We start from the raw sequence: 19,037 nt of genomic DNA, 5'->3' as shown, positions 1-19,037 counted from the left end.
GCAGGCCCGCAACTTAAACCCGAAAAATCTGCCGCGGTGCGCGCGTCAGGCATTCATGTCCGGTCGCCGTCACCAGTACGGTTTCGCTCAGCGCGAGGCCGTCGGCGGATACGTACATGTGGAACACCATGCCTTCCTCCAGCGTCCAGTCCGCGGTAGGCAGGAAGACGCGTGAGAAGTCGCTCGTGCGCGGTGTGTGGGCCGGATCGCAGCCGAGCGAATAACCTGTGATCTTGGGATAGTCCGGCCGCAGGCCATCGGCGAGCATGGCATCTCTCGCCAGTGAGTCGACACTGGCGGCGCTGGCTCCCGGCTTCATCGCTTTGAATTGCCGGTCCTGGATTTTGATCAGGCGCCGGGCGATTTGCGATCGGGAGGGGGCGATCTCTCCGATCACCGCCGAGCGCATCAGGCGGGCGCTGTAGCCGGCGATATAGGGCAGCAGCTCCATATGCAAGATGTCGCCCTTGGCGAGCCGCTCGCTGGTCAGCCCGCCGTGCAAAAAGGCGTTGCCGACACCGGCGGTAATGATACCCGCGCGCGCCGCGTCGGCGCCTTCCTGCATGAACACCTGATAGACGGCCGCCGCCGCGTCGCGGGCCGATCGGCCTTCGCCGGATGCCTTCAAAGCAGCTTCAATGCCGAGGTCACCCGATCCTAGCGGCGCGCCGAAGCACGGCGATCTCTCGTGCGCTCTTCCTGGCGCGGAGCTCGGCCATCACCCCGGAGACGTCGACAAAGCGCGCGTCCGGCAGTTGCGCCGACAGGCGCCTGAAGCGGGAGAGCGGCATGCAGTAGGAGTCTTCGTCGAGTCCGACGCGGCCTTCGAGTGCGCCTAGGCGCAAATCTCCAGGATGGCGAGCATGTAGATGCGGATCATGTCGACGAAGTCGACGATGTCGACCCGCTCGTCGGGCATGGTGTTGTAGCGGCCGCCGGGCCCGCAGACGATGCCTTCCATCCCGCCGAAATAATGCAGATGCCCGGCGTCGGTGCCGTAGAAGCAGCTCGGCGCTACGGCTCCCGTCGGCTGATCCTCTCCGCGCACCGCGCGATAGGCGCGGTTGACGGCCTCCACGATCGGGCTCGTGCGCGCCACCTCGAACGGCGGCATGGTCGGCACGCCAGAGCGGTCCTCCGACATGACCTCGGCCTTGAGGCCGGGAAAACGTGCTTCAAGCGCATCGAGCTCGCGACGCATGTCGGCCATCGCGCCGGCCTCGGTCTGCCCCGGCGCATAGCGGCCCGAGCCCTTGATCCGCACGAAGTCCGCAACCTGCGGGGTACGCCATTCGTGCAGCTCGCGCCCGAGTGCGCCGTGGACGACGCCGACATGGACGCGGTTGATCCGTTCATGCTCAGGCGATAGCGCGCCGGAAAACTTCATCGCATTGAGGCGCGGGATGAGGTCACAGGCCGCCGTGATGGCGTCGACCGCCTCTTCGCGCTTGGACAGATGACGGGTATCGCCGGTCAGCTCGATGATGAACATGAAGGCCGCGGCGTGCATCGTCATCGCCTTCAGGTCGGTCGGCTCGGAGTTGATGAAATAGTCGGCGCGAAGTCCCTGCTCGACCAGCGAGTAGGTGCCGACGCCGCCTTGCAGCTCGCCCACCACGTAGGTGAGGATGACGTCACCCCTGAGTTTGACGCCGGCGTCGATCAGCGTCTTGACCGCGCAGAAGTAGGCAGCGTCGCCGGCCTTCATGTTGGAAACGCCGATGCCGTAGATGAAGGCGTCGTCGACCTTGCCTGCCCAGGGATCGACGGTCCAGCCCTCGGTCACCGGGTTGGTGTCGAGATGGCCGTTGAACATCAGGCTCTTGCCGCCGCCCGCACCCTTCCATCGGCCGACGGCATTGACGCGCCCCTCGCTGCCGAAGGCGGCGAGCTCGGTCTCGAGGCCGATCTCGCGCATGCGGCCAGCCATGAAAGCTGCGAGTTGCTTCTCGCCGTCCGATTTGGAGTAGCTCTTGTGCTGCACCATGCGTGACAGGAGGTCGACGGCGGCGGGCACATCGATCCGGGCGAGAAGAGTGTCGTGATCCATGGGGAAATCCTTGTCGTCACCCGACCGGTATGGGCAAGGCGGCCATCAGTTCGCGGGTATAGGGATGAACGTGGTCTGCGTCGAAATCCTCGACCGGCAACAGGTCGACCATCTCGCCCCGGCGCATAACGGCGATGCGGTGGGCGATTTGACGGACGAGGTTGAGATCGTGGGTGATGAAGAGAAAAGCGGTTCCGGTCGCGGCGCGCAACGCCAGCAGCAATTCGATGATCTGTGCTTGTACGGAGACATCCAGCGGCGCGGTGATTTCGTCGCAGATCACGAGCTTCGGCCGTGCGGCAAAGGCCCGTGCGATGGCGACGCGTTGCTTCTCGCCGCCCGAAAGCTGATGCGGCCAGCGGTTGGCGTAGGATTGGGGCAGGCGCACCTGGTCGAGCAGGTGGGGAATATCCGCAAGATGGCCGCCGTAGAGCTTGAGAGGACGCGACAGGATCTCATCGATCCTGTGACGCGGATTGAGCGAGGCATCGGGGTGTTGGAAGATGATCTGCACGTCGCGGCGGTAAACGGCGTCCATGTCGCGTATACCGTGGATCTCGTGCTCGTCGAAGGTGATCTTGCCTGAGAAGTGCGCAAGCCCGGTTAGGGCCCGCGCCATCGAAGACTTGCCAGAGCCGGACTCGCCGACGAGACCGAGGATCTCGCCGCCACGAACCTCAAGCCCGATCTTTTTTGTGGCCGGGGGCGGTGCGTCGCGGAACAGCCCGCCGCTGCCATATCGGACCTCGATCTCGGAGGCCGCGAGAAGGACTTGGTCGCGCGGGTTGTCATGGACAAGACGACGTTCCGGTCTAGGCACGGCGTCCACAAGTGCGCGCGTGTTGGCATGGCGCGGCGCGCGGAAGATGTCGGCCGCCGGCGCCTGCTCGACCAGGCGGCCGCGCTCCAGGACTGCGACCCGGTCGGCGACGCGCGTCACGAGTGCCAGATCGTGGGAAATATAGAGCGCGGCAACGCCCGTCTCCCGGCGTAGTCGCGCGAACAGTTCGAGGATGCGCGCGCCTGTGATGACGTCGAGTGCCGTGGTCGGCTCGTCGAACAGGATGACGTCGGGCCGGCAGCCGAAGGCAGTGGCAATAATCACGCGCTGTTTTTCCCCGCCGGAGATCTCGTGAGGGTAGCGCCGCATGATCGCGGCAGGATTGTTGAGATCGACGTGGCCAAGCAGATCGATGGCGAGCGCGTCAGCGTCGCGCGGTTTGAGGCCGCGGTGCTGGATCAAGGCTTCCGTGATTTGACGACCGATGGTGAGCGTCGGGTTGAGTGAGGTCGAGGGATCCTGAAACACCATGCCGAGCCGGCGTCCGCGCATGCTGGTGAGCTCGCGTGGGCTCAATCGTTGCAGGTCGATGTCGCCGAGGCGCAACGAGCCGGCAACTTCGCGGGCATTGCCCGGCAAATGGCGCATCAGCGCCCAGGCGAGCGAGCTCTTTCCGGAGCCGGATTCTCCGACAAGGCCCAGCACTTCGCCTGGTCCGATCTGCAGCGAAATGTCATGCAGCACACGTACCGGTCCAGCGGACGTGTTGTAGTCGAGCGTATAATTCTGGATCGAAAGTACGGAGGTCACCGCTCGTCCTTCGGATTGAGGGCGTCGCGAAGACCATCGCCGACCAGGTTGAAGGCAATGGCGGTGAGTGCGATCGCGGCCGAGGGCGCGATCAACCCCCACGGCGCCTGATGCATGTACTGGCGTGCGTCCGCCACCATGAGCCCCCATTCGGATGCGGGCGGTTGGGCGCCGACGCCGAGAAAGCTCAGCGTTGCGAACAGCATGACGGCGAAGGACACGCGGATGGTGGATTCGATCACGATCGGCGCCATGACGTTCGGCAACATCTCGCGGAAGATGATCCAGGGCGCTCCCTCGCCACGCGCGATGGCGGCCTTGACATAGTCCTGATTGCGTACGTTGAGCGCGGCCGAGCGGGTCACCCGCGCCATGCCCGGCGCAAAGGCCACCGCGATGGCAATGACGGCATTGCTGGCGCCGTTGCCGAGCGTTGAGACCAGCAACAGGGCCATCAGCAGGCCCGGGATCGCCATCACGGCGTCGATCGTGCGCATGATGGCTTCGTCGGTCCGTCCGCCGAGATAGGCCGAGCCAACGCCGATGGTCGCCCCGGCGGCGCTGCCGACAAAGGTGGCGATGAAAGCGAGCGGCACGGTCGAACGCGCGCCGACCATCAGGCGGCTCAGGATGTCGCGGCCGAATTGATCGGCGCCGAGCCAGTTCTGCCAGCCGGGTGCGCGAAACCGGCCGAGAAAATCGATCTTCTCCGGCGCATAGGGCGCCAATGCGGGCCCGAACAGGCAGACGGCCGCGATCAGCGCCAGCAGCACGATTCCGATAAAACCCTGTGGTTTTCGCATCAGGCGGATGAACAGCTCAGTCATAGCGGATCCGCGGGTCGAGAAACGCATAGGCCATGTCGGCCACGGTGTTAGTGACGGCATAGGTCGCGGCCATGATCAACGCACCCGCCTGGATCGAGGGCAGGTCGCGCGTGGTGATGGCGACCATCAGCGCGCGCCCGATGCCGGGAATGGCAAAGATCTCCTCGATCACGATGATGCCGCCGAGCAAATAGCCGACGTCGAGCGCGATGATGGTGACGACCGGCAACAGCGCGTTGCGCAGGGCGTGACGAAACAGCACCGTGCGTTCCGGCAGGCCCTTCAGGCGCGCGGCGCGGATATAGTCCGATTTCAGCACGTCGAGCGTCTCGGAGCGCATCATGCGCATGACATGCGCGACGAGGATCATCGAGACAGTGAGCACCGGCAACGCCAGATGACGGATGCCGCCGCCGAAATCCTCGAGTGGGGAGACGTAGCCGGTGGCCGGCAGCCAATGCCACGTATCGGCCAGCAGCAGGGCAAGCAGCGTCGCGGTGACGAATTCGGGAAGCGAGACCCCGAGATAGGCAATGAGGCTGACGGCCGTGTCGGTGAGCCTGCCTTGCCGCAGCGCCGCGACCACGCCGAGCGGCACGGCAATGGCCAGCGTGGCCAGGATGGCTGATACGGCAAGCAGCAGCGAGCGCGACAGCGCCGCCAGCATTTCCGGGCCGACCGGCAGGCTCGTGCGCATCGAGACGCCGAAATCGCCGGAGAAGACGTGGCGGGCCCAGCGCCCATATTGCAGCCAGGCCGGATCGCCGAGCCCGAGCTTCGCCCGGAGCGCGGCCAGCACTTCGGGCGTCGCATTTTCCCCGAGCAGCGACTGGGCCGCATCCGCCGGCAAAACCTGCGTGATGGCGAACACCAGCATCGAGACCACGATGACGGTGTAGACCATCAGCATTAAACGGCGCGCAAACCAGGCCAGCGACACCGAGCGTCTCCGGCGTCAGGCGCGCTTCGGCGCGCCGGCGCCGAGCGAGACCATGTCGAGGCGGAACACCGAGCCGCGTGGATGGAGAGCGTATCCTTCGACGTAGGACCGTTGTGCCGCTAGCAGGTCGAAGAACGCCGAAATCACCGAGGGGACCTCGGCGTTCATCATGTCCTGTGCCTTCGCATAGAGCGCGGTGCGCTTCGCTTCATCGGTCTCGACGCGGGCTGTATTGATGACGGCGTCGAACTCCGCGTTGTTCCAGTGGGTCTCGTTCCAGGCCGCGTCGGATGTGTAGAGCAGCTTGAAGACGGCGTCGGCGGTCGGCTGCATGTTGTAGAAGCCGACGTAGAAATTACCTTTCTTCCAGACCTGGTCGAGATAGGTGGCATGCGGCATGGTCTGCACGTTGATGCGGAAGCCCGCCGCGGCCGCCATCTCGCGGATCGCGACGCCAAGCTGCGTGCGGGTTGGCGGCCTGTCGGACGCGACCAGCGTCAAATCGATGCCGTTGGGATAGCCCGCGTCGGACAGTAGCTTCTTCGCCTTGGCGATGTCGGGCTTCTTCAGCGGAATGTTCTTGTAGAAGTGGTAGGCGGAGCTCAACGGCGTGTCGTTGCCTGGCGTGCCATAGCCGCCCGCGACGAAGCCCACGGTTGCCTCGCGATCCACCACTAAGGCCAAGGCCTGGCGGACGCGCACGTCGTTGAACGGCTTCTGGTCGCATCCGAGGTTGATGTTCAGGAACTGGCCGGATGGGGTGCGCAGCGCCTTGACGCCATTGGCCTTGGCGAGGCGCTCATATTCGCCCGGCGCGGTCGTGAGCAACAGATCGATCTCACCGGAGATCATTGCAGACGCTTCGGCGGTGCGGTCCGGATAGACCAGCAGCTCGATCCGGTCGAGGTAGGGCCGCGCCGGATCATAATAAGCGGGGTTACGTTCGACGACGATCCGGCGATCGGGCTCGTAGGATGCCAGCTTGAATGGGCCGGTGCCGTTGGCGGTGGTCGAGAGGCTCGCGAGGTCGCCGGCGACGACCTTGGCCGGAACGATGCGTGCGTTGAGATAGGTGAGTGCGACCGGCAGGTCGGCATAGGCGCCTGTGAGCGTGAACTTGACGGTCAGCGGATCGACCGCGGCGACGTCCTTGATCGGACCGACATTGGTGCGGCCGGGCGAAGCCGTCTTCGGATCGAGGACGGCATTGATGGTGGCGACGACATCGTCGGCGGTCAGCGGCGAACCGTCATGAAACGTCACGCCCGGGCGCAGCTTGAAGGTCCACTCGGTCAACGTCGCGTTGGGCTCCCAGGACATCGCGAGATCCGGCTCGACGGTCATGTCCGGCTTCAGCCGGGTGAGGTTGGAGTAGAGCAGTTCGGTGACGAGATATTCCGGGTTCACGCGCGCCAGCATCGGATGGATGACCGATGCGGCCTGGTCGACTGACATCCGGAGCACGCCGCCGCGCTTCGGGGCTTCGGCGAAGCCGATTCTGGGTAGACCGGCGAGGCTGATCGCGGTTCCTGCAAGAAAAAGACGGCGCGTGAGGGACAGCATAGATGCGTGCTCCTTGAGCTAGCGGGCGGCGAGTGTTTCGGGACACAGATCGGAACGGAATTCGGCGGACAGATAGGCAAGGACCGATTTCGCCAGCGCGATGATGTCGGCGCGCGTGGTAAATTCGCCAGGCGCATGAATGCGGCTTTGCGGCCGGCCGAGGCCGGTCAGCAGGATCTCCTGCATTCCGGTTCGCTGTACCCAGCCGAAATCAGAGCAGCCCGTCGCACCCCATTTGGCGAAATCGTCCGGTGTGTATCCGAACCCGGCCGACAGCGCCTCCTGCCAGCGCGGCCAATGCGGGCCTGTCGGATCGGATGTCGGCATGAGGTGGCCGGTGAGAACAACGTCGACGTCAGCTCCGGGGGCCGCTGCAAAGACGGTGTTCTCGATTTTGGCACGCGCGGCCTGAAAGTCTTCCTCCGGCGCATAGCGCCGACAGACGAGAATTTCAAAGAGCGATGGAGTCTGGCCGCCGCATTGGCCGCCATGGGCTGCGGAAATATCAAGCTGGGCTGCGAGCGGATGCGTCGCATGCGGCGGCGCAGGCAGGGCGGACGTCCGCGCGGCGATTTCTGGTTTCAATGCTGCGAGTGCATTGAGTATCGGTAGTGCGGCCTCGATCGCGTTGGCATTCAGGCCGGCGGTTCTGGCTTCGCTTGCGTGAACCGTCCTGCCGCGCACGCGCACCAGTAGCGTGAAGAGACCAAAGCAGCCGGCCCAGATGCGCGGCGCTGCGGCACCGTTGAAGTTCAGAATGTGGCCTTCGAGCAGACCCCGCTCCGCCAGATAACGCACGCCGGGATAGAGTCCGGCTTCTTCGTCGGTGCAAAGGAGCAGCATCGGGTCGTGGCCGAGTGGAAGACCGATCGCGTCGGCGGCGCGCAGCGCGAGCAGCACCGCCGCGATGGTGCCTTTCATGTCGGCGGCGCCGAGGCCGATCAGGCGATCGTCGTCGCGCGTCAACTGGAACGGATTGGTGGTCCAACCGGGCGCTACCGGTACGGTGTCGACATGAAAATACAGCCCGAGCACCGGTTTGTCCGAGCGGCGGCGCGCGATGAGATTGGTTCTGCGCCCTTGCGCTGGGCCGCCCGCCACCCGCCACAAATGTTCGGGGACATCGACGCGTTGGCAGTCGAGGTCGAGCGTTGCAACCGTGCTCTCCATCAATCCGGCAAACGCTTCGTATCCTGCGCCAGGCGGGAAAGTCGTGTCGATCGCCACCATCCGCGCAAGATCGTCGACCGCACGTCCTACCGTGCGCTCGATCTCGGCGAAACCGTCTGCCAGCGTCGGGCTGGCCTGTTCTGGGTCTGGCGGTGCAGAAACCATTTGCTGCGGCTCATTTCTATATTCTATAAAGAAATAGGCAAAGCCGATTGCTGTCAATTCTGAAGAATGAGGCAGGCGTGACCGGTAAACAGGCAAAAGCAGCAGCGAGCGGCTCATCTAGCCTTCCGGTTCCTTTGTATGAGCACGTCAAGCGGCAGATCGCCGAGGCGATCCTGGTGGGCGAACTGTCTCCGGGCACGGTGCTTCCCGGTGAAGTTGCGCTTGCTGCGCGATACGGAGTTGCGGTCGGCACCATCCGCCGAGCGCTCGCGGACCTGACGGCCGACGGCATGCTGGTGCGCCGGCGCAAGACCGGGACGGTCGTGACCGGCCGCGCGCCGCAACACAGTCTGCGCTTTTTCTTCCAGTATTTCCGCCTTCATGGCGAAGACGGCGGCCTCCAGCGTTCCGTGCCCGAAGTCTTGTCCGTGACGCTGCGGCCGGCAGATGCGGAGGAGGCGGTGCTCTTCACGGAAGCCGTTGGTGAGCCGCTGCTCTGTCTTCATCGCATCCGACGTGTTGGACGCGTGCCGGTGATGCATTCGCGAATACGGCTCATTGCGCGCCGCGTGCCTGATTTCCCGCACAAGGCGGAGAAGGTGCCTGCGCTGCTCTACCTCCACCTGCTCGACGCCTACGGCATTCGCATTGCAGCGATACGCGAGAAGCTTCTGGCAGAGCTCGCCGACAAGGAGGATCGGCGTCTACTTGCGCTAGCTTCGCCGAACGCTGTTCTGGTGATCCGCGAGGAGGCGTACGATCAAGCCGGTACGCTTGCACTCCTGAGTGAGCACCGCGCCACGACTGCGCATCATCACTACGTAAACGAGATCCGCTAGCCTGTTTCGAGCCGGTGCCAAGCGCCCCTTATCCTTCCTACTGACCGACGATTGCGTCGATTTCCTCTCAGGAAGCGCCGGAATGTTCGAGGGCCCCGGACGCCATAGACCGCCTTGCGTGCACAGACCGATGCTCGTCTGCAGGCGATGGTTGGGCGGCGCGGCAATTAGGTTTGCACGCCGCCAGTCGGCCCATACGGCGGCCATGAGCAGCCCTGCACAGTTTTGCTACACGTCGACACGAAGTGCGGCAATTTTCGCTGCAACAACGCGCTTGACATAATATCCGATCTCAACGACCGTATTAGGCGAGCGTAGGGCAAAATGGCCCGTCAACGCGGTAAGTTCAACCATTTCCAACACCACGCGTTCGTCGCGTGTTCGGTTGGCGGCGAGGGCGCCCTCGGCTTCACAGCCGGTGGGCGTTTTTTTTGTTTTTGGATCGAGTGATGACGCGAAAACAATATCGGATCGGCGTGATGTTCTCGACGACGGGCTCCTACAGCGTCGTCGCACGTTCGATCCTCAACGGCGCATTGCTCGCGTTAAGGGAAGTCAATGCGAGCCGGGACGACATCGCGCTTGAGCCGGTGGTGGTCAACCCGTCCGGCGACCTCGCGCGCTATCGTTCGCTCAGCCTCGATCTCCTCGGTTCCGGCGTCCGGCACGTGGTCGGCTGCTACACCTCGTCGAGCCGCAAGGAGGTGATACCCTGCTTCGAGAAGTTCGACGGCCTGTTGTGGTATCCGTCGCACTATGAGGGCTTCGAAAGCTCCGACAACGTCATCTACACCGGCGCCGCGCCGAACCAGCACGTGCTTCCGCTGGTCGACTATCTAGCGTCCCGGGTCGGCTCACGCGCCTTCTGCGTCGGCTCCAACTACATCTGGGCCTGGGAGAACAACCGCATCTTCCGCGAGGCGCTGACCGCCCGAGGCGGCACCGTGCTCGCCGAGCGCTATCTCCCGGTCGGCGATACCGAAGTCGACCAGGTGATCGCGGCGATCGTCGACCAGCGCCCCGACTTCGTGTTCAACAATTTGATCGGCACCAGTGCCTATGCCTTCTTCCGCGCATTCCGGGCCGCCTGCCGGGCGCACGGCATCGACCAGGCCGCGGAAATTCCGGTCGCGAGCTGCACGCTGTCGGAACCGGAATTGCCGGAGATCGGCCCGGACGCGGTCGACGGACATTTGTCCTCGAGCGTCTACTTCTCGTCCCTGAATTCGCCGGAGAATGCGGCCTTTATCGCGGCCTATGCGCAATCCTTCCCGGACGGACCGGTCTCTTCGGCAGATGCTGAATCGTCCTACATCGCCGTCAAACTGCTCGCGGCGGCATTGGCGCAGGCCGGCACCGACGACGCCCGCACGGTGCGTTCCGCCGTGGCTGATCAGCGGCTGCGCGCTCCGCAAGGCGAGGTCCGCATCGACCGGCAGACCTTTCATGCCTGGCTCACGCCGCGCATCGGCCGCTCGTCCGCGAACGGACAGTTCGAGGTGCTGTTGGAGTCCCGCGAGCCGATCGCGCCCGACCCCTATCTCGTTCAGTCGTCGCCGCGCTTTGCGAGCGCAATGCGCTCTCCGCTGTTGAAGGTGGTGCAATCATGAGCTCACGATTGCTGCAGAATTTCAAAGGTGGCCGGGCCATTGTCGTCACCCGACGAGGCGGGTGGGAGAGCACGCTCGAAACTACACTGGCCAAGCTCGGTGTCTCGACCGAATATCCGGAGATCGTCGAGGGCCGCGCGCAGATCGACATCGCCGGTCTCCAGCCTGATCGCGACATCCTGTTCGTCGACGGCGATCTCGAAGGTGCGGTTGCGATCGAGGTCAATCCGGCCTCGCGGCTGCCGCCGGTACCAGTGATCGGCCTCGTCGGCGTCGAGGCGCCGAGCCGGCTCAAGGCGCTCGTCAACCTCGGGGCGACCTCGTTCCTGCGCAAGCCGGTGCATGGCGGCGCCGTCTACACGTCACTGTTCATGGGCATCAACCAGTTCCTGCTGCGTGCAGAAATGTACGAGCGCTTGCAGGGCCTCGAAGAGCGCCGCCGCGGGCGCCGCGCGGTGATCCGGGCCGTCATCCTGCTGATGCAGCAAGACGGCCTCGACGAGGAGGGTGCCTATTCCCAGCTCCGCCGCGACAGCATGCGCGCGCGGCAGAACATGGAACTCTATTGCGAGGAGTTTCTGAGCAAGCGGGCGAAGCCGCCCGATACGTCCGGCCGCACAACCGGCATCTCGCTGCAAGGCGGCAACAAGCAGGCCATCTAGGAGAAGCAAATATGACCAAGTCTGTATTGCGGGGGCTGCGCGCCGCAGCCCTCACGGGGACGCTTGTCTTCGGCTCACATCAGGCGCTCGCGGCGGAAAACCCGATCAAGCTCGGCGTGCTGGAAGATCAGTCGGGCGATTTCGCCGCCGCTACCATCGGCAAGGTCCACGCCATCCAGCTCGCCGCCGACGAGATCAACAAATCCGGCGGCATCATGGGGCGGCCGCTGGAGCTCGTTCCTTATGACACGCAATCCGACAACACACGCTACCAGGAGTTCATGCGGCGCGTGCTCCAGCGCGACAAGGTCGACGTGGTGTTCGCGGGCTTTTCCTCGGCATCACGCGAGGCTTATCGTCCGATCGTCGACCAATTCAACGGTTTCGCCTTCTACAACAACCAATACGAAGGCGGCGTCTGCGACGGCCACATGATCGTGACAGGCGCGGTGCCGGAGCAGCAGTTCTCGACGCTTATTCCCTACATGATGGAGAAGTACGGCAAGAACGTCTACACGCTCGCCGCTGACTACAATTTCGGTCAGATATCGGCCGAATGGGTGCGCAAGATCGTCAAGGAGAACGGCGGCAAGATGGCCGGCGAGGAGTTCATCCCGCTCGGCGTGTCGCAGTTCTCGCAGAGCGTCCAGAACATCCAGAAGGCCAAGCCGGACTTCGTGGTCACGTTGCTGGTCGGCACCGCGCAGGCCTCCTACTACGAGCAGGCCGCCTCCGCCAACGTCAATCTGCCGATGGCGTCCTCCGTCAACGTCGGCCAAGGTTACGAGCACAAGCGCTTCAAGCCGCCGAGCCTGAAGGACATGTACGTCACCACCAACTACATCGAGGAAATCGATTCGCCCAAGAGCAAGGAATTCTACGCCAAGTTCAAGGCGAAATTCCCCAGCGAGCCCTACGTGAACCAGGAGGCCGAGAACTCCTATCTCGCCGTCTATCTCTACAAGCAGATGGTGGAGCGGGCGAAGTCGACCAAGCGCGAGGACATCCGCAAGGTGATCGCGATGGGCGATGTCTGCATGGATGCGCCGGAAGGCAAGGTTTGCATCGACCCGGAGAGCCAGCACATGTCGCATACGATCTATCTGGCGAAGGTCGACGCCAATCACGCGATCTCCTTCCCCAAGGTCTGGGAGGACATCAAGCCCTATTGGCTCGGTGATGCCGGCTGCGATCTCACCAAGAAAGATCCGATGGCCCAGTACACGCCGTCGAATCCGCCGCCGAAGCCCTGACGGGATCGGGGGGGGGGGGGGGGGGGGGGGGGGAGGGCGAGCCCCCCCCCCCCCCCCCCCCCCCCCCCCCCCCCCCCCCCCCCCCCCCCCCCCCCGGCGGGGGGGGGGGGGGCGCGGGGTTTGGGGGCCCGGGGGGGCCCCACCACGGACATCCGCGGTAGCGACTCCGCTTCTCACACCAGTCTGGCAGGTCCATGGACATCGCGACCCTTGCATTCTCGGCTCTCTATCAATTCGGCGACGCCTTCGCGTTCCTGGTGCTGTCAGCCTGCGGGCTCGCGGTGATCTTCGGCATGATGGGCGTGATCAATCTCGCCCATGGTGAGTTCATCATGTGCGGTGCCTACATGACGGCGGCTGCCGTGCATGCCGGCCTGCCATTGCCGCTGGGGATACTGGCGGGCACGATCGTGTCTGCGCTGGTCGGCGTGCTGGTGGAGCTCGCCGTGATCCGCCATCTGTACGATCGGCCTGTTGATACCATTGTCGCGACTTGGGGTCTGAGCCTGATCGCCACTCAAGGCACGTTGATCATGGTCGGCTCCACGATGGCGGGCGTCGGCACGCCGTTCGGCAGTTTTCAAGTCGGTGACTATTCCTATTCGATCTATCGCATCGTGCTGTTCTGCTCAGCACTCGGCGTGCTGGCGGGTCTCTACGCTCTGTTCAACTGGACGCGCTTCGGGGTGCTGGCGCGCGCCACCATTCAGGTGCCGCATATGGCGGCGGCCCTCGGCGTGGACACGCGGCTGATCTACAGCCTTACCTTCGCCTGCGGGGCAGGGCTCGCCGGCCTTGCCGGGGGGCTGTACGCGCCGACCATGACGCTGGTTCCCACCATGGGCGCGACCTTCATCATGGAAGCGTTCGTCACCGTGGTAATCGGCGGGGCGGACGTTTTCCTCGGCACGGCGCCGGCGGGCGGCGTGCTTGCGGTGGTGAAATCGGTGATGACGTCGTGGCAGGGGCAGTTGTTCGGCCAGATCGGTCTGTTGGTCGCCGTGATCATTGTCGTCCGGGTCCTGCCGAAAGGCATCTCCGGCTTCGTACTGCGTGAGCGCACCTGACGGAGTGATGGCGTCGTGAGCGGTTTACTGTCCTTGTTTCAACGTCTCGAAGGCCCGCAGACCGTCGGTCGCGGCCGGGCCTTCTGGGCTGTGTTTGCCATCATGCTGGTGGTCGCGCTGGCCTATCCGCTGTTCAGCGACGGTTACACCGTCGGCAACACCGTCTACTTCTTCGTCTGGGTGTTCATCGCGCTCAGCCTGTGCCTGATCTGGGGTTATGGCGGTTCGCTCTCGTTCGGCCAGACGGCGTTCTTCGGGATCGCCGGCTACGGCTACGGCGTCCTGACCATCAATTTCGGCCCGGCCTATGGCTTTACGCTAGTCGCGATGGTGGCGGCGGTCGCAATCGCCGCGCTGTTCGCCGTCCTGCTCGGCTATTTCATGTTCTTCGGCCGCATCGCCGGCGTCTTCCTCGGCATCGTCACGCTCGCCGTGACCTTGATGCTGGAGCGCTTCATGGCCCAGACCGCGGGACCGGAATGGCATATCGGCAGCGCGCGGCTGAACGGCTTCAACGGCATGAGCGCGATGCCGCCCCTGACCATTCCCTGGCCGCGCGAACCGATCGTGCTGTTTGCCGACGTCGGGCTTTACTACTTTGTGCTCGGTCTCCTCGTCTTCGTCTATCTCGGCCTGCGCATCCTGATGAACTCATCATTCGGAAACGTCATCGTTGCGATCCGCGAGAATCCCGAGCGGGCGGAGATGCTGGGTTACGACGTGCGCAGGTACCAACTCATCACCTTCGTGATCGGCGCCGCGCTCGCAGGGATATCCGGCGTGCTCTACACGGTGTGGGGACAGTACATCACGCCATCGAGCATGGGCATGACGGCGGCGGCGCTGCCGCTGATCTGGGTCGCGGTCGGCGGTCGCAGCGACTTGACCTCGACCGTGATCGGCACGCTGGTGGTGCTTGCTGCGTTCCAGGCGCTCACGATCTATGGCAGCCAGTATGCCCTCATCTTCATGGGCGTGCTGCTGGTGCTCACCGTCCTCATCGCCCCGAACGGCCTCGTGCTCGGCCTGATGAACTGGCTCGGACGGCTTTCAGCCCGCCTGACGCAGAGGGCAGGCTGATGTCGCTGCTCGAGCTTCGCAATCTGAACAAGCATTTTGGCGGCCTCCACGTCACGAACGCCGTGGACCTCACGCTCGAAGCCGGCGAGATTCACTGCCTGATCGGCCCGAACGGTGCCGGCAAGAGCACGTTGTTCCGCCTGATCCTCGGCGAGCATCATCCCGGCAGCGGCGAGATTCTCTTTGCAGGAGAAAACATCACGGCGCTGAAGTCGTTTGCACGTATTCACCGCGGCCTTTCCGTCAAGTTCCAGGTGCCCGGCGTCTTCAAGGGCCTGTCGGTCCGTCAGAACCTCGAGATCGCCTTGCAGAGCCGTCATCGCGGCGCCGAGCTCGCTGCGGAGATCGACCGGCTGCTTGCCTTCCTCGGACTGGAGAGCGAGCAGGTCCAGACCGCCGGCAATCTCAGCCACGGTCAGAAGCAATGGCTGGAGATCGGCATGGCGATCAGCCTGAAGCCGCGTCTTCTATTGCTGGACGAGCCGACCGCCGGCATGTCGCCGGAGGAGACGCGTGCGACCGGCGCGATGGTGCAGCGGCTCAATGCCGACGGCATGACGGTGCTGGCGATCGAGCACGATATGGCATTCGTGCGCCAGGTCGCCCAGCGCGTCACCGTGCTGCATCTCGGCCAGGTCTTTGCGCAGGGCACGATCTCCGAGATCGTGGCTGACGAGCGCGTGGCGGCGATCTATCTGGGGCAGGCCCATGCTTGATATGCCGCGCAAGGAAGTGATCCTCTCGACGCTGGGCCTGCGCGCCGGTTATGGCGGCAAGCCGGTGCTCCAGGGCCTCGAGATCGAGGTACGGGAGGGTGAGATCGTTGCCATCATCGGACGCAACGGCGTCGGCAAATCAACGCTGATGAAGAGCCTGATCGGGCTGGTGCCGGCGATGAGCGGCTCGATCGTCTATCGCGGCAAGGCGGTGGAGTCCTTGCCCGCGCACAAGCGGGCACGCCTCGGCATGGGCTACGTGCCGCAGGGGCGCGATGTGTTCCCCCGGTTGACCGTTGGCGAGAACGTCGCCGTCGGTGCCGCGATCAGGGGCGGCGGCATTCCCGAAGCAGGCCGCCGCAAGATCCTCGAGGCGTTTCCGATCCTCGGCGAGCGCTGGACCCAGCGCGCCGGCACCCTGTCCGGCGGCCAGCAACAACAGCTCGCGATCGGACGGGTCCTGATTGCAGATCCAAATCTCATCTTGCTGGACGAACCGTCCGAAGGCATCCAGCCTAACATCGTCCAGGACATCGCACGCAACATGGTCGAGCTCAATCGCGTGACCGGCGTGACCATTATCCTGGTCGAGCAGAATCTCGACATGATCCGCGCCATGGCGCAGCGCTGCTACGTCATGGACAAGGGACGTATCGTCGCAAGCCTTGACCGCTGTGCGCTCGACGATGAGGCGGAGATGCGCCGCCATCTGGCAGTTTAAAAAAAACGACGCCCAACCAAGGAGAACAGCAATGGCCTGGCAAGAAACTTCCATCATGGCACGCAGAGGCGTCGCCAAGGGCGAACGGGGCAAGCATTACACCATCACGGAGAGCGACCAGGGCAAGTATCATTATGTCTACGGCCCCTATGTGAAGCCGGTGCTGACGGTCGATCCCGGTGCCGTGGTCGCCGCCGAGACCCATGACGCTTTCGAGGGGGCGATCAAGCACGAGACCGACAGCCCGTCGAAGATCCTCAATTTTCCATTCCTCAATCCGCAGAACGGACCGATCCACGTCAACGGCGCCGAGAAAGGCGACGTGCTCGCCGTCTATATTGAAAATATCGTGCCGCGCGGGCCGCAGCCGTGCGGCACCACCGTAGTCATGCCGGACTTCGGCGGGCTGGTCTCGACCGGGCAGACCGCGCTGCTCAACCCGGCGCTGCCGGAGCGAGTGAAGAAGCTCGTGATCGACGCGAAGACCGGAACCAAGTGGAACGACAAGATTACGCTGCCTTATGAGCCGTTTATCGGCACCATCGGCACGTCCCCCGAAATCGAGGCGATCTCGTCGCTGGTTCCGGACTATTACGGCGGCAATATGGACCTGCCGGATGTCGGCGTCGGCGCCGTCATCTATCTGCCGGTCAACACCAAGGGCGCGTTGCTCTATCTCGGCGATTGTCACGCCGCGCAGGGCGATGGCGAGCTCTGCGGCGTCGCTATCGAGCATCCGACCGTGACCACGGTGCAGATCGACCTGATCAAGAACTGGACCATCGCCTGGCCGCGGCTCGAGACCAGGGATTTCATCATGACCATCGGCTCCGCGCGGCCAATGGAGGATGCGGCCCGCATTGCTTATCGCGAGCTCTGCCGCTGGATGGCGACCGACTACGGTTTCGACGAGATCGACGCCTACATGCTCCTGACCCAGGCAGGTCGTGTCCGGCTCGGCAACATGGTCGATCCGAAATACACGCTCGGCGCTTCCATCAAGAAATCCTTTCTCGTTTGAAACCGGCCGGATCATGTCCACCATCCACAAAGTCGCCGCCGTTCAGTTCGAGCCGACCATGTTCGAGAAGGAGCAAAACATTGCAGGCCTGCTCGATCTCTGCGAGCAGGCAGCGGCGGCCGGCGCCAAGCTCATCGTCACGCCGGAAATGGGAACCACGGGCTATTGCTGGTTCGACCGTGCCGAGGTCGCGCCGTTCGTCGAGAAGGTCCCGGGGCCGACCACCAGCCGCTTTGCAGCGCTGGCGCGCAAGCATGATTGCCATATCGTCGTCGGCATGCCCGAGGTCGACGAGGACGGCATCTACTTCAACACGGCCGTGCTGATCGGGCCTAATGGCGTGGTCGGCCGCCATCGCAAGACGCATCCGTATATTTCCGAACCGAAATGGGCGGCGGCGGGCGATCTGCACAATCAGGTGTTCGAAACGCCGATTGGGCGCATTGGGCTGCTGATCTGCATGGACATCCACTTCGTGGAAACCGCGCGGCTGATGGCGCTCGGGGGCGCCGACGTCATCTGTCACATCTCGAACTGGCTGGCCGAGCGCACGCCGGCACCGTACTGGATCAGCCGCGCCTTTGAGAACGGCTGCTACGTCATTGAAAGCAATCGATGGGGGCTGGAGCGCACCGTGCAGTTCAGCGGCGGCAGCTGCGTGATAGCGCCAGACGGGCAGGTGAGCGCCGTACTCGACAAGGGTGACGGAGTCCTGCTGTCGGAGATCGATCTCGATGCCGCGCGCGCGCGCCGCGTCCTCGGCGAGACCGTGTTCGCGCAGCGGCGGCCGGAGCTCTATCCGGAATTGCTCACCGATACCTTCAGCTGGAACCCACGCGATTTTTTCGGTCTCTATGGCCACGAGCCCTGGCCGACCGGCAAAACGTCGCGGGTCAGCGTCGCGCAATTCGCGCCTGTCGACGACGTCGTCCAAAATCTACGACAGATCGAAGCGCTGGCGCGGGCGGCCAAGGAGAAAGGCGCCGAACTTGTCGTCTTCCCGGAGTTGGCGGTGACGGGCCTTGCGGATCCCGCGAAATCGGCGCAGCCGATACCGGGATCCGCGACAGACCGCCTGCGCCGCATCGCAGGCGAATTCGGTATCTACCTTGTCTGCGGCCTAGCCGAGCGTGACGGAGATGTGCTCCACAACAGCGCATGCCTCGTCGCGCCTGACGGAAAGATATCGATTTATCGCAAGACGCACCTCGCGGCTGACGAGAGAAGTTGGGCAACCGCCGGTACCGGATGGAGCGTTGTCGACACGCCGATCGGTCGCATCGGGATGTTGATCGGCCACGACGCATCGTTCCCGGAAGCGGGGCGAGTGCTCGCACTTCGCGGCTGCGATCTCATCGTCTGCCCAGCGGCGATCAAGGGGCGCTTCAGCTCGTCGCACGCGGGCACGGAGGTAATCCAGCCAGGCTTCATTCCGACGGGAGGCGATCCGCACCACTGGCATCACTTCCGGGTGCGCGCCGGCGAGAACAACGTCTTCCTTGCCTTCGCCAATGTTCTCGATCCCGAGCGCGGCTATCCCGGACTGAGCGGCGTGTTCGGGCCGGATACATTCGAATTTCCGCGCCGGGAAGCGATCGTTGCCAACGGCACTGGCCTCGCCACGGCGCTGGTCGACACCGGCAATCTCGACAGCGTCTATCCGACCAACGTGGTGCGGCGCAAGGACCTGGTCTCGATGCGCATGCCGCACAGCTATCGCGGCCTGGTCAAGGCGGCTGCGAGCAACTACTGACCTGGCGGC

At 64.1% G+C, this 19,037-nt stretch carries 18 protein-coding genes; 10 read left to right on the top strand and 8 right to left on the bottom strand.

What is annotated here, in order from left to right; all coding sequences use genetic code 11:
- Positions 1-13: 13 nt before the first annotated feature.
- From AC0L3A_RS07860 to AC0L3A_RS07825, 8 genes are read right to left on the bottom strand one after another with little or no spacing between them, the layout of a single operon-like run.
- Positions 14-628 carry a M24 family metallopeptidase gene (locus tag AC0L3A_RS07860; protein WP_473254002.1) on the bottom strand — a complete coding sequence of 205 codons (615 nt, stop codon included), beginning with the start codon at positions 626-628 and terminating at the stop codon, positions 14-16.
- A 19-nt stretch (positions 629-647) separates the two neighbouring features.
- Positions 648-845, bottom strand: a complete 198-nt coding sequence (locus tag AC0L3A_RS07855; protein ID WP_473254001.1) for an aminopeptidase P family N-terminal domain-containing protein — start codon at positions 843-845, stop codon at positions 648-650.
- Positions 836-2,050 (bottom strand): M20 family metallopeptidase, encoded by a 1,215-nt coding sequence (locus tag AC0L3A_RS07850; RefSeq protein ID WP_473253999.1) that lies wholly within the window; start codon positions 2,048-2,050, stop codon positions 836-838. Before AC0L3A_RS07850 ends, AC0L3A_RS07855 begins: the two co-directional genes overlap by 10 nt.
- 16 nt (positions 2,051-2,066) lie before the next feature.
- Positions 2,067-3,641, bottom strand: a complete 1,575-nt coding sequence (nikE, locus tag AC0L3A_RS07845) for a nickel ABC transporter ATP-binding protein NikE (protein ID WP_473253998.1) — start codon at positions 3,639-3,641, stop codon at positions 2,067-2,069.
- Positions 3,638-4,468, bottom strand: a complete 831-nt coding sequence (locus AC0L3A_RS07840; RefSeq protein WP_473253996.1) for an ABC transporter permease — start codon at positions 4,466-4,468, stop codon at positions 3,638-3,640. The genes nikE and AC0L3A_RS07840 overlap by 4 nt, the downstream gene beginning before the upstream one ends.
- The gene (locus tag AC0L3A_RS07835) at positions 4,461-5,408 is read right to left on the bottom strand and encodes an ABC transporter permease (RefSeq protein ID WP_473253995.1); all 948 of its coding nucleotides are present in this window, start codon (positions 5,406-5,408) and stop codon (positions 4,461-4,463) included. Before AC0L3A_RS07835 ends, AC0L3A_RS07840 begins: the two co-directional genes overlap by 8 nt.
- A 15-nt stretch (positions 5,409-5,423) precedes the next feature.
- Positions 5,424-6,971 (bottom strand): ABC transporter substrate-binding protein, encoded by a 1,548-nt coding sequence (locus AC0L3A_RS07830; RefSeq protein ID WP_473253993.1) that lies wholly within the window; start codon positions 6,969-6,971, stop codon positions 5,424-5,426.
- An 18-nt stretch (positions 6,972-6,989) separates the two neighbouring features.
- On the bottom strand, positions 6,990-8,306 hold the full coding sequence (locus tag AC0L3A_RS07825) for a M20 family metallopeptidase (RefSeq protein WP_473254067.1): 1,317 nt from the start codon (positions 8,304-8,306) through the stop codon (positions 6,990-6,992).
- A gap of 77 nt (positions 8,307-8,383) precedes the next feature.
- On the opposite strand from AC0L3A_RS07825, the gene AC0L3A_RS07820 reads away from it, so the two are divergent.
- The 10 genes from AC0L3A_RS07820 (at position 8,384) to AC0L3A_RS07775 (ending at position 19,028) form a co-directional block, all read left to right on the top strand.
- A complete protein-coding gene (locus AC0L3A_RS07820; protein WP_473253992.1) occupies positions 8,384-9,145 on the top strand; it encodes a GntR family transcriptional regulator in 762 nt (253 codons plus the stop codon).
- 449 nt (positions 9,146-9,594) lie between these two features.
- On the top strand, positions 9,595-10,755 hold the full coding sequence (locus AC0L3A_RS07815) for a transporter substrate-binding domain-containing protein (RefSeq protein ID WP_473253991.1): 1,161 nt from the start codon (positions 9,595-9,597) through the stop codon (positions 10,753-10,755).
- Entirely contained in the window at positions 10,752-11,417 is a 666-nt protein-coding gene (locus AC0L3A_RS07810; protein WP_473253990.1) for an ANTAR domain-containing response regulator, read from the top strand. The genes AC0L3A_RS07815 and AC0L3A_RS07810 overlap by 4 nt, the downstream gene beginning before the upstream one ends.
- Before the next feature lie 11 nt (positions 11,418-11,428).
- Positions 11,429-12,670 carry an urea ABC transporter substrate-binding protein gene (locus AC0L3A_RS07805; RefSeq protein WP_473253989.1) on the top strand — a complete coding sequence of 414 codons (1,242 nt, stop codon included), beginning with the start codon at positions 11,429-11,431 and terminating at the stop codon, positions 12,668-12,670.
- A gap of 194 nt (positions 12,671-12,864) precedes the next feature.
- Positions 12,865-13,737, top strand: coding sequence for an ABC transporter permease subunit (locus AC0L3A_RS07800; RefSeq protein WP_473253988.1), 873 nt, complete (start codon positions 12,865-12,867; stop codon positions 13,735-13,737).
- Between the two features lie 15 nt (positions 13,738-13,752).
- The gene (locus AC0L3A_RS07795; protein WP_473253987.1) at positions 13,753-14,817 is read left to right on the top strand and encodes a branched-chain amino acid ABC transporter permease; all 1,065 of its coding nucleotides are present in this window, start codon (positions 13,753-13,755) and stop codon (positions 14,815-14,817) included.
- Entirely contained in the window at positions 14,817-15,533 is a 717-nt protein-coding gene (locus AC0L3A_RS07790; RefSeq protein ID WP_473253985.1) for an ABC transporter ATP-binding protein, read from the top strand. Before AC0L3A_RS07795 ends, AC0L3A_RS07790 begins: the two co-directional genes overlap by 1 nt.
- 1 nt (position 15,534) lies before the next feature.
- Positions 15,535-16,254: an ABC transporter ATP-binding protein gene (locus AC0L3A_RS07785; RefSeq protein ID WP_473254066.1), complete on the top strand. Its 720-nt coding sequence runs from the start codon at positions 15,535-15,537 to the stop codon at positions 16,252-16,254.
- 31 nt (positions 16,255-16,285) lie between these two features.
- Positions 16,286-17,275: an acetamidase/formamidase family protein gene (locus tag AC0L3A_RS07780; protein WP_473253984.1), complete on the top strand. Its 990-nt coding sequence runs from the start codon at positions 16,286-16,288 to the stop codon at positions 17,273-17,275.
- Positions 17,276-17,288: 13 nt separating this feature from the next.
- On the top strand, positions 17,289-19,028 hold the full coding sequence (locus AC0L3A_RS07775; protein ID WP_473253982.1) for a nitrilase-related carbon-nitrogen hydrolase: 1,740 nt from the start codon (positions 17,289-17,291) through the stop codon (positions 19,026-19,028).
- Positions 19,029-19,037: the final 9 nt, after the last annotated feature.

The sequence above is a fragment of the Bradyrhizobium sp. MI1.3 genome (assembly GCF_055811695.1).
The sequence above is the reverse complement of the archived record's forward strand: the minus strand, read 5'-3'. Positions and strand labels throughout refer to the sequence as shown.

Excerpts from the sequence above, each read along its gene's own strand:
- AC0L3A_RS07785 (WP_473254066.1), top strand. The coding sequence starts at position 15,535 with ATGCCGCGCAAGGAAGTGATCCTCTCGACGCTGGGCCTGCGCGCCGGT.
- AC0L3A_RS07780 (WP_473253984.1), top strand. The coding sequence starts at position 16,286 with ATGGCCTGGCAAGAAACTTCCATCATGGCACGCAGAGGCGTCGCCAAG.
- AC0L3A_RS07775 (WP_473253982.1), top strand. The coding sequence starts at position 17,289 with ATGTCCACCATCCACAAAGTCGCCGCCGTTCAGTTCGAGCCGACCATG.
- AC0L3A_RS07810 (WP_473253990.1), top strand. The coding sequence starts at position 10,752 with ATGAGCTCACGATTGCTGCAGAATTTCAAAGGTGGCCGGGCCATTGTC.
- AC0L3A_RS07825 (WP_473254067.1), bottom strand. The coding sequence starts at position 8,306 with ATGGTTTCTGCACCGCCAGACCCAGAACAGGCCAGCCCGACGCTGGCA.
- AC0L3A_RS07805 (WP_473253989.1), top strand. The coding sequence starts at position 11,429 with ATGACCAAGTCTGTATTGCGGGGGCTGCGCGCCGCAGCCCTCACGGGG.
- AC0L3A_RS07840 (WP_473253996.1), bottom strand. The coding sequence starts at position 4,468 with ATGACTGAGCTGTTCATCCGCCTGATGCGAAAACCACAGGGTTTTATC.
- AC0L3A_RS07800 (WP_473253988.1), top strand. The coding sequence starts at position 12,865 with ATGGACATCGCGACCCTTGCATTCTCGGCTCTCTATCAATTCGGCGAC.
- AC0L3A_RS07850 (WP_473253999.1), bottom strand. The coding sequence starts at position 2,050 with ATGGATCACGACACTCTTCTCGCCCGGATCGATGTGCCCGCCGCCGTC.
- AC0L3A_RS07790 (WP_473253985.1), top strand. The coding sequence starts at position 14,817 with ATGTCGCTGCTCGAGCTTCGCAATCTGAACAAGCATTTTGGCGGCCTC.
- AC0L3A_RS07815 (WP_473253991.1), top strand. The coding sequence starts at position 9,595 with ATGACGCGAAAACAATATCGGATCGGCGTGATGTTCTCGACGACGGGC.
- AC0L3A_RS07830 (WP_473253993.1), bottom strand. The coding sequence starts at position 6,971 with ATGCTGTCCCTCACGCGCCGTCTTTTTCTTGCAGGAACCGCGATCAGC.